The 15,626-nt window shown below is 71.6% G+C and carries 10 protein-coding genes; 1 reads left to right on the forward strand and 9 read right to left on the reverse strand.

Annotated elements, in window-relative coordinates; all coding sequences use genetic code 11:
- Nucleotides 1-121: 121 nt before the first annotated feature.
- Nucleotides 122-2,767, forward strand: coding sequence for an excinuclease ABC subunit UvrA (uvrA, locus tag I004_RS0118305; RefSeq protein WP_078511399.1), 2,646 nt, complete (start codon nucleotides 122-124; stop codon nucleotides 2,765-2,767).
- Between the two features lie 123 nt (nucleotides 2,768-2,890).
- Here uvrA and I004_RS0118310 read toward each other — a convergent pair whose 3' ends face one another.
- From I004_RS0118310 to I004_RS0118350, 9 genes are all read right to left on the reverse strand, one after another.
- Nucleotides 2,891-4,447 carry a sodium:solute symporter family protein gene (locus I004_RS0118310; protein WP_028436690.1) on the reverse strand — a complete coding sequence of 519 codons (1,557 nt, stop codon included), beginning with the start codon at nucleotides 4,445-4,447 and terminating at the stop codon, nucleotides 2,891-2,893.
- A 268-nt stretch (nucleotides 4,448-4,715) separates the two neighbouring features.
- Nucleotides 4,716-5,324, reverse strand: coding sequence for a TetR/AcrR family transcriptional regulator (locus I004_RS0118315; protein WP_028436691.1), 609 nt, complete (start codon nucleotides 5,322-5,324; stop codon nucleotides 4,716-4,718).
- Complete coding sequence (locus I004_RS0118320) at nucleotides 5,312-6,127, reverse strand: enoyl-CoA hydratase family protein (protein WP_078511401.1); 816 nt, start codon at nucleotides 6,125-6,127, stop codon at nucleotides 5,312-5,314. Before I004_RS0118320 ends, I004_RS0118315 begins: the two co-directional genes overlap by 13 nt.
- Before the next feature lie 73 nt (nucleotides 6,128-6,200).
- The gene (locus tag I004_RS0118325) at nucleotides 6,201-7,775 is read right to left on the reverse strand and encodes a 4-coumarate--CoA ligase family protein (protein WP_028436693.1); all 1,575 of its coding nucleotides are present in this window, start codon (nucleotides 7,773-7,775) and stop codon (nucleotides 6,201-6,203) included.
- A gap of 144 nt (nucleotides 7,776-7,919) precedes the next feature.
- On the reverse strand, nucleotides 7,920-9,095 hold the full coding sequence (locus tag I004_RS0118330; protein WP_028436694.1) for an acyl-CoA dehydrogenase family protein: 1,176 nt from the start codon (nucleotides 9,093-9,095) through the stop codon (nucleotides 7,920-7,922).
- Complete coding sequence (locus tag I004_RS34675) at nucleotides 9,092-11,284, reverse strand: ATP-binding protein (RefSeq protein WP_078511403.1); 2,193 nt, start codon at nucleotides 11,282-11,284, stop codon at nucleotides 9,092-9,094. Before I004_RS34675 ends, I004_RS0118330 begins: the two co-directional genes overlap by 4 nt.
- A 117-nt stretch (nucleotides 11,285-11,401) precedes the next feature.
- A complete protein-coding gene (locus I004_RS0118340; RefSeq protein ID WP_028436695.1) occupies nucleotides 11,402-13,003 on the reverse strand; it encodes a carboxyl transferase domain-containing protein in 1,602 nt (533 codons plus the stop codon).
- A complete protein-coding gene (locus I004_RS0118345) occupies nucleotides 13,000-14,745 on the reverse strand; it encodes an acyclic terpene utilization AtuA family protein (RefSeq protein WP_028436696.1) in 1,746 nt (581 codons plus the stop codon). The genes I004_RS0118340 and I004_RS0118345 overlap by 4 nt, the downstream gene beginning before the upstream one ends.
- The gene (locus I004_RS0118350; protein WP_028436697.1) at nucleotides 14,742-15,548 is read right to left on the reverse strand and encodes a TIGR03084 family metal-binding protein; all 807 of its coding nucleotides are present in this window, start codon (nucleotides 15,546-15,548) and stop codon (nucleotides 14,742-14,744) included. The genes I004_RS0118345 and I004_RS0118350 overlap by 4 nt, the downstream gene beginning before the upstream one ends.
- Nucleotides 15,549-15,626: the final 78 nt, after the last annotated feature.

Genomic DNA, 15,626 nt, shown 5'->3' on the forward strand with positions numbered 1-15,626 from the left:
CGACCCGCACCTTCACCGGGGAGTTGAAGCTTACTCTCCGACCACTCATGGCTGACACGGGAGTTCCGGACGACCTTCCGTCAAAAGCCTCCACAAGCACTTCAATGGGAAACTTGAAGGTATGGATGTCGCGGAAGAAGCCACGGAGAAACGGCCGCCGACCCGGGCAGTACCGCCCTCCCCCAGCCACCCGGATCGTCGCCCGGACGATTCGATCCGCATCAGGGGTGCGCGACTGCACAACCTCAAGAACGTCTCGCTGGACGTCCCCAAGAACTCGCTCGTCGTCCTGACCGGCCTGTCCGGTTCGGGCAAGTCGACGCTCGCCTTCGACACGCTGCACAGGGAGGGCCAGCGCCAGTACCTCGAATCGCTGGGCATGGTCACGATGCTCGTGAGCAAGCCCGCCGTCGACTCGATCAGCGGCCTGTCGCCGTCGATCAGCGTGGACCAGTACCTGACGAACCGCAGCCCGCGCTCGACGGTCGGCACCGTCACCGAGGTCTTCACCTCGCTGCGGCTGCTGTGGGCCCGCATCGGCAGCCGTCCCTGCCCATCGTGCGGCGGCGCGGTGGCGCCCGCCTACGACGTGACCGGCCAGGAGGACGAGGACGCCGAGGCCGGGCAGAGCGTGCCGTGCCCCCACTGCGGGACGCCGGTCCCCGAACTCGTCATGGGCAACTTCTCCTTCAACAAGCCCGCCGGCGCGTGCCCGGCGTGCACAGGTCTCGGCAGCGTCATCCAGGCGGACGTGGACAGCCTCGTGGACCCGGGCAGCAGCGTCGCCGGAGGCGCGGTGCGCGGCTGGAACGCCGTCCTCGCCGGACGCAACATCGCCGTCCTCCAGGCTGCCGCGCGGCACTACGGCTTCACCTTCGATCCGGACGTACCGGTGAAGGAGTTCGGGGAGGTCCAGCGCGATCTGCTTCTGCACGGCACGGGCAGCGAGGCGTTCCGCAGGCACTTCCCCGGCACGGAGGCACCCGCGACCGTCACGGCCGGACGCTTCGAGGGCGTCGTGACGAACGTGCTGCGCCGCTACGCCGAGCGCATCGACGACACCGACTACCGCGAGCGGACCGAGCGTTCACTGGTCAAGGAGGTGTGCCCGGAGTGTGAGGGGACGCGTCTGCGCCCGGAGAGCCGGGCCGTGACCGTCGAAGGGCTCACGATCGTCGATGCCGCCCGCATGCCGCTCACCGAACTCGCGGGCTGGGTCGACGCGCTCGAGGAGTCGGTCTCCGCGAAGGAGCGCACGGTCGCCGAGCCCGTCGTCATCGATCTGCGGGAGCGGCTGCGCCGCCTCGTCGACGTGGGCGTGGGCTATCTGACGCCGCAGCAGGCCACACCGAGTCTGTCCGCCGGTGAGGCCCAGCGGCTGCGGCTCGCGTCGCTGCTCGGCTCCGGGCTCACCGGAGTGCTGTACGTGCTGGACGAGCCCACCATCGGGCTGCACCCGGCCGACACGGGGCGACTCGTCCAAGTGCTGTGCGGACTGCGGGATCTGGGCAACACCGTCCTCGTCGTCGAGCACGACCTGGAGATGCTGCGGGCCGCCGACCACGTCATCGACATCGGGCCGGGCGCCGGGCGCGACGGCGGGCGCATCGTCGCCACCGGCACGGCGCAGGACGTGGCGGCCACACCCGGGTCGGTCACGGGAGACTGCCTCTCCGGGCGGGTGACCATGCCCGTGCCCGCCACGCCGCGCACCGGTGACGGCCGCGCTCTGGTCATCCGGGGCGCGCGTGCGCACAACCTCAAGAACGTCACGGCGCGGCTGCCGCTGGGGAAGTTCGTGGGGGTCAGCGGGCCCTCGGGGTCGGGCAAGTCCTCGCTGCTGTTCGACATCCTCGACCGGGCCGCGCGCAGGCGTTACCACGCTGCCGGCGAACTGCCGGGCCCGCACGGGGAGATCGAGGGCTGGGAGCACCTGGACAAGGTCATCACGATCGACCAGCAGCCCATCAGCCGCATGCCGCGCTCGAACGCCGCGACGTACTCCGACGCCTTCACACCGATACGCGAAGCCTTCGCCGCGACGGCCCGCGCCCGCGAACTCGGCCTCACCGCAGGGCACTTCTCGCCCAATGTGGCGGGCGGCCGGTGCGAGCGCTGCACGGGCGCGGGCGTCCTCAGCGTCCCGATGCACTTCCTGCCCGACGTGGAGGTGCGCTGCCCGGCGTGCCGCGGACGGCGCTTCCGCGGTGACGTACTCGCCGCGCGGTACGGCGGACGTCCCGGCGGGGACGGCGGTCACGGAGGCCATGACATCGCAGAGGTGCTGGAGATGACCGTCGAGGAGGCGCTGAGCGTCTTCGCGGACGTCCCCAGGGCGGCGGCGCGGCTGCGGCGGATGGACGAAGTGGGTCTCGGCTACCTGCAGTTGGGACAGCCCGCGACGACGCTCTCCGGGGGTGAGGCGCAGCGCATCAAGCTCGCGAGGGAGCTCGGGCAGCGCTCGACGGGGCGAACGCTGTATCTGCTCGACGAGCCGACGACCGGACTGCACATGGCGGACACCGCGCGCCTCCTCGGAGTGCTGCAGCAGCTCGTCGACGCGGGCAACACCGTCGTCACCATCGAGCATGACCTGAACGTCATCGAGGCGGCGGACTGGGTGATCGACCTCGGCCCGGAGGGCGGTGCGGCCGGGGGCGAAATCGTCGCGGAAGGCCCACCGGAGGAGGTCGCGAAGGTGAGTGCGTCCCGCACGGGGGCGTTCCTGCACGGCGGTTCGGCACGTCGCCACGGGGACGGCGGCTGAACGACTGCCGGACGCGTCTTACGGCGGGGCCAACCCCGGGGCTCCCGGCACCCGTCGCGTCGCGGGTGTCGGGGGGTGCCTCCGGCGGGGACGCGGACCTCCGGCGCGCGGGGCGGTTCCCCGCTACCGCGAAGCCGTCGTCTTCTCGGGCTCGCCGCCCTTGTCGGGGTCGGCGAGGAACTCGCGCTCCAGCGCGATCCGTTCCTCGTCCGTCGGGTCGCTGCCGAGCGAGTCGACGAGCGCGGCGCGCTCGGCGTCCGCCTCCGGCCGCAGCAGGCCGATGCCGACGTACAGCACGAGCGAGGTGAGCACGGGGAACCCGACCGTGACGGCCTCCGAGGCATTGCCGAGACCCCAGTAGAGGTAGGCCCACACCGCGAGGCCGCCCGCCCATGAAGTGATGGCCGCCAGCGGCCCCGTCCGCTTGAACCAAGGCAGCAGCCCGAGCATCAGGGGGATGGAGATCGGCCCCATGGTCGCCGCCACGATGCTCACGACGACGGTCATGATGAAGCCGTCCGGGTCGCTGAAGAGTGCCAGCGTCATGCTCGCCGTCACGAAGGCGACGGTCGTGACGCGTGCGAAGAGCAGCTGCGCGCGCTGCGTCATGCGCCTCACCCGCGGTACGAGCACGGGCGCGAGGTCACGGGTGATGACGGCTGTGATGACGTTGGAGTCGGAGGCGACCATCGCCATGGTGTGCGAGAAGAAGCCGGCCAGCAGCAGACCTATGAGGCCCGTGGGCAGCAGCTCCTGGGCGAGCTTGATGTAGGACTCCTCGCCGTTGTCCAGGCCGGGCACGATGAGCGGTGCCGCGATCATCGGCACGAAGAGGATGAACGGCCAGACCAGCCACAACGCGCTGGAGAGCAGCGCCGACTTCCGCGCGCGGGAGCCGCTGGGCGCGGACATGTACCGCTGCGCCAGGTTCCACATGCCGCCGTTGTACTCGAAGGTCTTCACCAGCAGGAACGCCATGATCAGCCCTGTCGTGACGGTGCCGGCGACGGGATCGCTGTGTCCTTCCGGCAGGTCGCCCCACATCGTCCACAGCGACGAGACGCCGCCGAGGTGCGCCATGACGGCGAAGAGCATCGCGAACCCGGCCACGGCCTGGATGACGAACTGCCCGAAGTCGGTGAGGACATCGGCCCACAGCCCGCCGAAGGTCACGTAGAACATCGTGCAGATGCCGGTCAGCCCGATGCCCCAGACCAGTGGGATGTCGGCGAAGCCCTGCAGCAGCACCGCGATCGCGACCCACTTGGCGGCGATGTCCACGACCTTCAGAGCCGCGCCGCTGTACGCGAGCACCTGCTGCGTGGGCAGGTTGTAGCGGACGGCGAGATACGCCAGCGGCGAGTTGACCCCGTGCTTGGCGCGCAGCCGGTTCCAGCGGGGCGCGAAGAGGAACGCGCCGATGCCGATGCCGAGTCCGATCGTCAGCGGCCACCAGAAGTAGACGGTGACGCCATAGTCGTAGGCGACGGCGGCGAAGGTGACGAACATGATCGCGCTGTAGCCCGACATGTGGTGGGAGATGCCGGAGAGCCACCAGGGGACGCGGCCCCGGGCCGTGAAGAAGTCCGCGACGTTCTCGACGCGGGTCTTGGACCACACGCCGATGGCCAGCATGACGAAGAAGTAGCCGCCGACCACGATCCAGTCCAGTGCGGACATCACGACTCCTCGGTTTTCAGAAGGCGGCGGCCACCGGTCGTCCGGTGCACCTGTTCGCTTGTTCATGGACTTGAACGACCAACAGGTCCATGAATCGAGCGTCACCATAGAAGTGCCCTCGTAGGCCGTCAATACCGCGCACAGACGCATATCAGCGACGACGCCAAGTGCCTTGAGCGCAAAGAACCCTTGCGGTCCCCATCCACATCGGTGAATGCGAACCGCAAGGGTGCGGAAGGGAGCCGGTGGCCGCGGGGCCCTGCGGGCGCTATCGCGCGAGGGCGTCCCTGACGATCAGCTCCCACTGCGCGACGACTCGTTCACGGCGCGCGCTGTCGTCCGTCAGCAGATTGGCGAGACCCAGGCCGCGCGCCATGTCGAGCAGGCCCTGCACGGTCTCGCGCACGCCGGGCACGGACTCGTCGGCGCCGAGCATCTCGACCGCCATGCGGTGCGTCTCCCGGCCGATCCGCGCCTCCAACGCGGTGACGCGGGGCCCGAGTTGGGGCTCATTCGACGCCGCCACCCACAGCTGCAGCGCGGCACGGAAGAGCGGGCCGGTGTAGAGGGCGACGAGCATCTCCACGGCCGATCGCGTACCGGCGGACTTCCCGTCACCGTCCACCGGCGACCGAAGCGCCTTGGAGCGCTCCTCGGCGACGTACTCGACGGCCGCGGTGAACAGGTCCTCGCGGGTGGGGAAGTGGTGCTGAGCCGCTCCCCTCGACACGCCCGCGTGCTCGGCGACGACCGTGACGGTGCTGCCCGTCCAGCCGTGCTCCGCGAGGCAGGTGACGGCCGACTCCAGCAGCCGCTGCCGCGTCGCGCGGCTGCGGTCCTGCTTCGGTGCGGCACCGCGGGTGTTCACTCCACCCATGCGGGCTCCCGTCGCTCGAGGAAGGCGGTCATGCCCTCGCGGGCCTCGTCGGAGGCGAACAGCCGCGCGGACAGCTCCGCGAGGCTATCGGTGTCCCGGTCGAAGGCGCGCAGCACCTCCGCCGTGACCAGCCGCTTCGACTCCGTGAGGCCCTGCGGCGAGCCCTTCCGCAAGCCGTCGAGCAGTGGTTCCAGCGCTGCGTCCACGGCGCCGGCACCATCCGCGCCGCCCTCGGCGGACCCAGTGCTCCCTTCGCCCGCCGCCAGTGTCACCAGCCCGATGCGGGCCGCCTCCGCCGCGCCGAACCGCTCGCCGGTCAGGTAGTAGCGGGCGGCGGCACGGGCGTCGAGGCTCGGCAGCAGCGGCATCGAGATCACCGCCGGAGCCACCCCGATGCGCGCCTCGGTGAAGGCGAAGGTCGAAGCGGGACCGGCCACAGAGATGTCGCACGCGCCCAGCAGCCCCGTACCGCCGGCCCGCACATGCCCGTCGACACGGGCGACGACGGGCTTGGGCAGCTCCACGATCGTGCGCAGCAGCGCCGCGAGATCGCCCGGACTGCCGCTGCCCTCCCGCAGATCGGCACCCGCACAGAACGTGCCGCCGGTGTGGGTCAGCAGCACCGCGCGCACCCGCGGATCGTCCGCGGCCCGCTCCAGACCCGCGTAGAGCTCGGAGATGAGGCCCTTGGAGAGCGCGTTGCGGTTGCGCGGCGAGTCGAGAGTGAGGGTCGTGATGCCGCGCTCGTGCGCGCTGCGCACCAACTGCCCTTCGGGCTTTGCCTCTTCGGCGCTTCCGGTCACTTCTGGCTCGTCCTTCCGCTCTCGTCCGCTCGTCCCTCGCCGCCGGGGTCCCGGCCGGGGGTGTTCTGCCTGCCTAGGCCTTCCCGGCCTCCGCCGCGCGCAGTTCGCGCCGGAGGATCTTGCCGCTGACCGCGCGCGGCACGCCCGGTGTGAACTCCAGCCGCCGCACCTTCTTGTACGGGGAGACACGCTCGGCCACGTAGGCCAGCACGTCCTCCTCGCTCAGCGCCGCGCCCGACTCGTCCGGCTGCCGGACGACGTAGGCCTTCGGCACCTCGTTGCCGTCCTCGTCGTTCACGCCGATGACCGCGGCGTCCGCGATCGCGGGATGGGTGAGGAGAACGGCCTCCAGCTCGGCCGGGGCCACCTGGTAGCCCTTGTACTTGATGAGCTCCTTGACGCGGTCGACGATGTACAGCCAGCCGTCGTCGTCGACGCGCCCGATGTCCCCGGTGCGAAGCCATCCGTCCGCGTCGGTCTCGCCCGTCCGTCCCAGGTAGCCCTTCATCACCTGCGGCCCCCGGAAGAGGAGTTCGCCCTCCTCGCCTGGGCCGGCGTCGCGGTCGGGGTCGTCCAGGGAGACCACGCGCATCTCGGTGGACGGCAGCAGCTTGCCGACCGCTCCGGGCGGCGCGGAGACGTGCCGGGGCACGACGTGCGTCCCGGGCGACAGTTCGGTCATCCCGTACGCCTGCTTGACCACGGGGACGTTCAGGCGCCTCCCGCAGGCGGCGGCGAGCTCGGCGTCCAGCGGCGCGGCTGCGCTGAGGACGAACTCCAGCGAGGACAGGTCGTACTTGTCCACGTCGGGATGCTTGGCCAGGGCGAGCACTATCGGCGGGGCGACGTAGAGGACGTTCACCCGGTGCGTCTCGATCGCCGCGAGGAACTGGCCGAGGTCGAAGCGCGGCAGCACGACGACGGCCGCTCCTTGGCGCAGCGGTGCGTTGAGCAACGCTGTGAGTCCGTAGATGTGGAAGAACGGCAGCACCGCCAGCAGCCTGTCCTCGGGGCCGGCCGGCATCAGCGGATTGAGCTGGGCGAGGTTGGTGGCGATGTTGCGGTGGGTGAGCATCACGCCCTTGGGCATGGACGTGGTGCCCGACGAGTACGGCAGCGCGGCCAGGTCCTGCCCCGGATCGATGGCCGGCTGCGGCTCCGACGCCGTGCAATCGCGCATGTCGAGCACGCTGCGGTGCCCCTCCGCACGGTCGCAGACGAAGATCTCCGCCACGCCGCCCGCCAACTCCGCTGCCTGCCGTGCCGTCTCCAGCAGCGGCGAGACCGTCACGATCCAGCGTGCGCCGGAGTCCCGCAGCTGCCGTGCCAGCTCCTTGGCGGTCGCCAGCGGATGGACGGTGCTCACCGCGGCGCCCGCACGGGTCGCGCCGTAGAAGACGGCGGGGAAGGCGAGGGTGTTGGGAGAGTGCAGGGCGAGCACGTCGCCCTTGCGCAGGCCGGCCTCCGCCAGGGCGGCGGCGATGCGACGGGTGAAGGCGTCGAGCTGCGCGTAGGTCAGGGTGGAGCCGTCGACGCCGTCGATCAGCGCGATGCGGCTGCCGTGTTCGCCGGCGGAGCGGCCCAGCACGGCGTCGTGGATGGGCTCGTCGGCGACGGGGATGTCGGCGTACTCGCTGCGGAAAATCATGCGGTCCTCCCGGGCGGCGTGGTCTCGAGCGGTGCGGCGCGCTCCGTGCCGTACGGTGCGGCGCACACGAAATGACCGGAGTGCCCCACAGTCTCCTGCGTTCCGTCCCTCCTCAGAAGACCTGGGACACTCCCCCGCGCCCGCTCAGTACGACTTGGGCAGGCCGAGCGTCTGGTGGGAGACGAAGTTGAGCACCATCTCCCGGCTGACCGGTGCGATGCGTCCGACCCGCGCCGCTGTGATCATGGACGCGAGGCCGTACTCACGGGTGAGCCCGTTGCCGCCGAGGGTGTGGACAGCCTGGTCGACGGCCCTCACACACGCCTCACCGGCGGCGTACTTGGCCATGTTGGCCGCTTCGCCGGCGCCCATGTCGTCCCCGGCGTCGTAGAGGGCGGCCGCCTTGGTCATCATCAGCCGGGCGAGTTCCAGCTCGATGTGGGCCTGTGCCAGCGGATGGGCGATGGCCTGGTGGCTGCCGATGGGCTCCTTCCACACCTGGCGCGTACGGGCGTAGTCCAGCGCGCGGTCGATGGCGTGGCGGCCCATGCCGATACCGAAGGCGGCCGTCATGATCCGCTCGGGGTTGAGACCGGCGAAGAGCTGGAGGAGTCCGGCGTCTTCGTCCCCCACGAGAGCATCGGCCGGCAGCCGCACGTCCTCCAGCACGAGCTCGAACTGCTTCTCCGGCGCGGCCAGTTCCATCTCGATGGGGCTCCGCGTGAAGCCGGGCGCGTCGCGCGGGACGATGAACAGGCAGGGCTTGAGCTTGCCTGTGCGGGCGTCCTCGGTGCGGCCGACGATGAGCGTGGCGTCGGCGATGTCGACGCCGGAGATGAAGACCTTGCGGCCGGTGAGCAGCCAGTCCGCACCCGGGCCCGAGCCGTCGCGGCGTGCGGTGGTGGTGATGCGGTGGGAGTTGGAACCCGCGTCGGGTTCGGTGATGCCGAAGGCCATCTTGCGGCTGCCGTCGGCCAGTCCGGGCAGCCACTCGCGCTTCTGCTCCTCGGTGCCGAAGCGTGCGATGACCGTGCCGCAGATGGCGGGCGAGACCACCAGCATCAGCAGCGGGCAGCCCGCCGCGCCCAACTCCTCGAGGACGATGGCCAGTTCGGTGATGCCGCAGCCTCCGCCGCCGTACTCCTCGGGGAGGTTGACGCCGAGGTAGCCGAGCGAGGCCGCCTCGGCCCACAGCTCGTCCGTGTGCTTGCCCTCGGCCACGACGCCGGTGAAGTACTCGCGTCCGAAGCGCTTGCCGAGGGCCGCGACGGCCGCTCGCAGGTCACGCTGTTCCTCGGTCTCCAGCAGCGCATTGGTCATGACGGCTCCTTCGTGGCGGGCGGGACGGAAGCGGACTGTGCGGGCTCCGGCGGTGCGGGCTGTGCCTGTTCCGGAGAGGCCGGTCGCGCGGACTCGGTGGCCGCGGGCTCGCCTGCCTGCGGCTGCGTCCCGTCCGCGTCCTCGGTGACGACGGCGAGCAGTTCGCCGACCTCCACCTGGCGGCCGGGTTCGGCGTGCAGCGCGGTGAGGGTTCCGGAGGCGGGGGCGACGACCTTGTGCTCCATCTTCATCGCCTCCAGCCACAGCAGCGGCTCACCCGCCTTGACGGTGGCTCCGACGGCCAGACCGGGCACGACGCGTGCGACGGCGCCCGGCATGGGCGCCAGCAGCGAGCCGGGCTCGTTCGCCGTGCCGGGCTCGCGCAGCCGGGGCAGCGCCGTGAAGGCGTGGGAGCCCAGGGGCGGGGGCGCGTCGACGTACACGTGCGAGCCGTCGTCCCCGTAGCGGGCCACCTCGAAGTCCCGGCGTACGCCGTCCACTTCGAGACGGACGCGGTCCGGGGCCGACTCCAGCAGGCGCACCTCCGCGCCGGCGAACTCGCCGTCCTCCAGGCTCAGTCCGTCCCGCGTGAGGCGGTAGCGGACCTCGGTCTCCTCCTGGGAGGGCTCCGCACGGAACGTCTTCGACTGGGGGTGTGCGGGCACGTTGCGCCAGCCGCCCAGCCGTGCCGACACGGTGCCGCCGGCTTCCCTCGTGCGTTCGGCGTCGGCCAGCGCGGCGGCGAGTGCGGCGAGCCGGCGGTGCGACTCCGTGTCGCCGGGCCCCTGGGGCGAGTTGAGCCCGTCCAGGTTCCGGTCGTAGAAGCCGGTGTCCAGGCGTGGCCGGTTGGGGGCACCTCCCACGACAGAGTCCGTGGGGGAGAAGTCGGGGTGACGCAGGGACCGTACGAGCAGGTCGCGGTTGGTCACCGGCCCGTGCACGCGCGCGCGTTCCAGCGCGGAGGCCAGCTTGCGTACGGCCTCGCGGCGCGTCGGCGCCCAGGCGATGACCTTGGCCAGCATGGGGTCGTAGTGCACGCCGATCACGTCGCCGTCCGCGATCCCGCTGTCCAGACGTACGCCGCCGCCTTCGTGCGCGGCCGGTACGTCCAGGCGGTGCAGCGTGCCCGTCTGCGGCTGCCAGTCGCGGGCCGGGTCCTCCGCGTAGAGGCGGGCCTCGACGGCGTGGCCGCGGGCCGGGGGTGCCTCCCGCGGCCGGCCGGAGGCAGACGGACCCTGCGGGGCGAGCGGCTCGCCCTCGGCCACGCGGATCTGCAGCGCGACGAGGTCCACACCGTGCACGCACTCGGTGACGGGGTGCTCGACCTGGAGCCTGGTGTTCATCTCCAGGAAGCAGGCGCGGGCGCCGTCACCTTCACCTGAGACCAGGAACTCCACGGTGCCGGCGCCGCGGTAGTCCACGGCACGTGCCGCGTCCGCGGCCGACTCGTGCAGCACGTCGCGCAGTTGGTCGCTCAGCCCCGGTGCGGGGGCCTCCTCGATGACCTTCTGGTGCCGGCGCTGGAGCGAGCAGTCGCGGGTGCCCAGCACCCACACCGTCCCGTGCCCGTCGGCGAGGATCTGCACCTCCACGTGCCGTCCGCGCTCGACGTACGGCTCGACGAACACCTCGCCGTCCCCGAACGCGGCGGCGGCCTCCGCCCCGGCCGCGGCGATCTCCCCTTCCAGCGCCGCGAGGTCACGCACGATGCGCATGCCGCGTCCGCCGCCGCCCGCCGCGGCCTTCACCAGCAGCGGGAGGTCGCGTTCGGTGGCATCCTCGGCCGCCACGGGCTCCAGCAGCGGAACACCCGCCTCGCCCATCAGCTTCTTCGCGCGGGTCTTGGACGCCATCGCCTCGATCGCCTCCGGCGGCGGCCCGATCCACACCAGGCCCGCGTCGAGCACGGCCCGCGCGAAGCCGGCGTTCTCGGAGAGGAAGCCGTAGCCGGGGTGCACCGCGTCGGCCCCGGCCGCCAGGGCCGCCTCGACGATCAGGTCACCGCGCAGATAGGTCTCAGCCGGGGCGTCGCCCGGGAGCCGCACCGCGGCGTCGGCCTCCCGTACGTGCGGCGCGCGTGCGTCGGCGTCCGAGTGGACGGCGACCGTGGCGATGCCGAGCTCCGCGCATGTACGGAACACGCGCCGGGCGATCTCGCCGCGGTTCGCGACCAGCACCGATGTGATCATGTTCCGCTCCACTCCGCCCCTCGCAGCCTCGCCGTTGGAGTCCCAGTCCCCGTCGCCGTCCCCGTCGCGTTCGCACGTGCCGTCGCAGTCGCAGTCGCAGTCGCAGTCGTCACAGCGTCACATCCGGAAGACGCCGTAGCCGCCACGCGCGCCCTCGACGGGCGCGGTGTGGATGGCGGACAGACACAGGCCGAGGACCGTACGGGTGTCCCGCGGGTCGATCACGCCGTCGTCGTAGAGCCGCCCGGAGAGGAACATCGGTAGCGACTCCGCTTCGATCTGCTGCTCGACCATCGCCCGCAGCCCGGCGTCCGCCTCCTCGTCGAACGGCTTGCCCTTCGCCGCGGCCGACTCCCGCATGACGATCGACATCACGCCCGCGAGCTGTTGAGGTCCCATGACCGCCGACTTGGCGCTCGGCCAGGCGAACAGGAACCGCGGGTCGTAGGCCCGTCCGCACATGCCGTAGTGGCCGGCGCCGTAGCTGGCGCCCATCAGCACGGACAGATGCGGCACCTTGGAGTTGGAGACGGCGTTGATCATCATCGCGCCGTGCTTGATGATGCCGCCCTGCTCGTACTCCTTGCCGACCATGTAGCCGGTCGTGTTGTGCAGGAACAGCAGCGGGATGTCGAGCTGGTTGGCGAGCTGGATGAACTGCGTGGCCTTCTGCGACTCCTCACTGAAGAGCACGCCGCGCGCGTTGGCGAGGACACCGATCGGATAGCCGTGCAGCCGCGCCCAGCCCGTCACGAGGCTCGTGCCGTAGCGGGGCTTGAACTCGTCGAAGTCCGAGCCGTCCACGACCCTCGCGACCACCTCGCGCGGGTCGAAGGGCGTCTTCAGATCGCCCGGGACGACGCCGAGCAGTTCGTCCTCGTCGTACTTCGGAGGCACGGAGAGAACCGCCGGAGTGCCGTGCGCCTTGCGCCAGTTGAGACGGGCGACGACGCGGCGGGCCTGGCGCAGCGCGTCCGGCTCGTCCGGCGCGAAGTAGTCACCGAGGCCGGAGACGCGGGTGTGCATGTCCGCGCCGCCCAGCTCCTCGTCACCGGCCTCCTCGCCCGTCGCCATCTTCACCAGCGGCGGGCCGCCGAGGAACACCTTCGACTGCTCCTTGACCATGATCACGTGGTCGGACATGCCGGGGACGTACGCGCCTCCGGCGGTCGAGTTGCCGAACACGACGGCCAGCGTGGGGATTCCGGCCTCGGAGAGCCGGGTGATGTCGCGGAAGAGCGCCCCGCCGGGAATGAAGATCTCCTTCTGGCTGGGCAGATCCGCGCCGCCGGACTCGACGAGGCTGATGCAGGGAAGACGGTTGGCGTAGGCGATCTCGTTCGCGCGCAGCGCCTTCTTCAGCGTCCACGGGTTGCTGGCACCGCCGCGTACGGTCGGATCGTTCGCCGTGATCAGGCACTCCACGCCCTCCACGACGCCGATGCCCGTCACCAGCGAGGCGCCCACCGTGTAGTCGCTGCCCCAGCCCGCCAGCGGCGACAGCTCCAGGAACGGGGTGTCCGGATCGAGCAGCAGCTCGATGCGTTCGCGGGCGAGCAGCTTGCCGCGCTTGCGGTGGCGTTCGGTGTACTTCTCACCGCCGCCGGCGACCGACTTGGCCAGCTCCGCGTCGAGTTCGGCAATCCGCTCCAGCATCTGCCGCCGGTGTCCGGCATATTCGGCGCCCGATACGTCCAGCGCCGAGTTCAGCACACTCACGGGACCAGTCCTTCCGGGATGTCCGTCTGCCGTGAACGCAGCCATTCGCCGAGGGCCTTGGCCTGCGGGTCGAAGCGGGCCTGCGAGGCGACGCCCTCGCCCAGCAGCCCGTCGACGACGAAGTTGAGGGCACGCAGGTTGGGCAGGACGTGCCGGGTGACCGGCAGACCGCGCACCTCGGGCAGCAGCCGGCGCAGTTCGTCCACGGTCAGCGCGTGCGCCAGCCACCGCCACGCGTCCTCCCCGAGGTCCCCGCGCACCCATACGCCCACGTTCGCGCTGCCGCCCTTGTCGCCGCTGCGGGCTCCCGCGACCACGCCCAGCGGCGCCCTGCGCAGGGGCCCTCCCGCTGACGCCGGCGGCTCGGGCAGTGCGGGCTCCGGGACGGGGGCGAGCTCCTGCGTCTTCCCCGGGGGCAGGATGTCCACGTGGGACGCGTCGGGCAGCACCGCGACGTGCGGCACCTGCCCCGCGTCCTCCCACGCGACCTCGAACACGCCGTACGGGGAGGCCTTTCCGGGCGGCGCCGTCACATGGAATCCGGGGAAGCTGGCCAGCGCCAGTTCGATGGCGGCGCCGCTCACCGAGCGCCCCACGGTCTCCTCCGAAGGGTCGCGGACGACCAGCCGCAGCATGGCGCTGGCCTCCTCCTGCACCGGCGCGTCCGGGGTGTCGGTGCGGGCGAGGCTCCAGGTCACCTCGGCGGGGCGCTGGGCGTCCAGCTCGGCCTCCATCTGCCGCCGCACGAGCGCGGCCTTGGCCTCGATGTCGAGGCCGGTCAGCACGAACGTCACCTCGTTGCGCCAGCCGCCGACCCGTGTCAGTCCGACCTTGAGCTGCGGCGGGGGCGCCTCGCCCCGCACGCCCTCGATCCGGACGCGGTCCGGGCCCTCCTGCGCCAGATGCACCGAGTCCAGCCGTGCCGTCACGTCCGGTCCGGCGTAGCGTGCGCCCGCCGTTTCGTACAGGAGCTGTGCCGTGACGGTGCCGGGTGTGACCGCGCCGCCGGTCCCGGGGTGCTTGGTGATGACGGCGCTTCCGTCGCGGGCGACCTCCGCGACGGGGAAGCCGGGGCGCGTCACGTCGATGTTCTCCTGCGCGAAGAACGCGTAGTTGCCGCCGGTGGCCTGCGCGCCGCACTCCAGCACGTGGCCCGCGATCACGGCTCCGGCGAGCGCGTCCCAGTCGTCGGCCGCCCAGCCGAAGTGTGCGGCCGCCGCTCCGCTGACGAGCGCGGCGTCGGTCACCCTGCCGGTCACGACGACGTCGGCGCCGGCGCGCAGACACTCGGCGATTCCGCCCCCGCCCAGATAGGCGTTGGCCGTCAGAACGCCCCCGCCCCAGCCGTCCTTGCCCTGGCCCCCTGAATGGCCCCGCGCCAGTACGTCGTCGCCCTCGACGTGCGCGACGGCTGCCGGTACGCCGATCCGCTCGCTCAACTCCCGTACGGCGCCGGCCAGTCCGGCGGGGTTGAGGCCGCCGGCGTTCACGACGATCCGCACGCCGCGGTCCTTCGCGAGCCCCAGCCCCGTCTCCAGCTGCCGCAGGAAGGTCTTCGCGTACCCCCGCGAGGGGTCCTTCAGCCGGTCGCGGCCGAGGATCAGCATGGTGAGCTCCGCGAGGTAGTCCCCGGTCAGCACGTCGAGTTCGCCGCCGGTGAGCATCTCCTCCATGGCGCGGAACCGGTCGCCGTAGAAGCCGGAGCAGTTACCGACGCGCAGCACGTCCGCCGCCCCGCTCACCGCTGCTCCTCCCGCCGTGCGCGGCCCTCTCCGGGCGGCCCCGCGAAGGCCTGCGCGATTTCCAGCCACCGCTGTGCGTCGGCTCCTTCGGCCCGTACGCCGGCGTCGTCCCGGTGTATCCGCTGGGTCACCAGTCGGCAGAAGTCCACGGCGTCGCCGGTCACGCGCTGCGCCGCGTCCTCGGGCCCGTGCGCCCACAACTCACCGCCGGGACCCTCCAGTTCGACACGGAAGGGTTCGGACGGAGGCTCGAGTCCGCGCACCGAGTAGGCGAAGTCCCGCGCGCGCACGCCGATCCGGACGACGTGACGCAGCCGCGCGGTCGGTTCGCGCGGCACCCCGAGCGCCTCGGCGACGTCCTCGCCGTGCGCCCACGTCTCCATGATCCGTGCGGTCGCCATGCTCGCGACGCTCATGGACGGCCCGTACCAGGGGATGCGGCGGCCCTGGGGCATCTCGCCCAGCACACGCAGCAGTTCGTCACGCCCGGCACGCCATCGCTTCAGCAGCTCCTCCGGCGGCTGCGCGGCGCCGGCCTCCGCGCCCTCGTCGACGAAGGTCTCCGGCGAGGCGATCGCGGCCTGCAGGGCGTCACGGAAGGCCGGTTCGTCAGTGGCGGCAAGCAGCGACTGCTCGTCGGTCCAGGCAAGGTGGGCGATCTGGTGCGCGACCGTCCAGCGGGGCGCGGGCGTCGGCAGGGCCCACGCCTTCGCCTCGGCCCCCGCCACCAGCACTTCCAGGGCCTGGCCTTCGTCCCGCAGGTCCGCGAGGACGGCTCCCGTCACGCTCCCGGCGTCGTCCATCGCGCGCCCCTTCTCCGATCGTTCGGCACCACGAGAGTGACAGCGACGGAGGAAACAAGCAAGCATGCTTGGATTGTT

The sequence above is a fragment of the Streptomyces sp. TAA486 genome (genome assembly GCF_000426165.1).

Bases quoted from the DNA above. Each gene is read 5' to 3' on its own strand.
- I004_RS0118350 (WP_028436697.1), bottom strand. From the start codon at position 15,548: ATGGACGACGCCGGGAGCGTGACGGGAGCCGTCCTCGCGGACCTGCGG.
- I004_RS0118315 (WP_028436691.1), bottom strand. From the start codon at position 5,324: ATGGGTGGAGTGAACACCCGCGGTGCCGCACCGAAGCAGGACCGCAGC.
- I004_RS0118310 (WP_028436690.1), bottom strand. From the start codon at position 4,447: ATGTCCGCACTGGACTGGATCGTGGTCGGCGGCTACTTCTTCGTCATG.
- I004_RS34675 (WP_078511403.1), bottom strand. From the start codon at position 11,284: ATGATCACATCGGTGCTGGTCGCGAACCGCGGCGAGATCGCCCGGCGC.
- I004_RS0118325 (WP_028436693.1), bottom strand. From the start codon at position 7,775: ATGATTTTCCGCAGCGAGTACGCCGACATCCCCGTCGCCGACGAGCCC.
- uvrA (WP_078511399.1), top strand. From the start codon at position 122: ATGGATGTCGCGGAAGAAGCCACGGAGAAACGGCCGCCGACCCGGGCA.
- I004_RS0118330 (WP_028436694.1), bottom strand. From the start codon at position 9,095: ATGACCAATGCGCTGCTGGAGACCGAGGAACAGCGTGACCTGCGAGCG.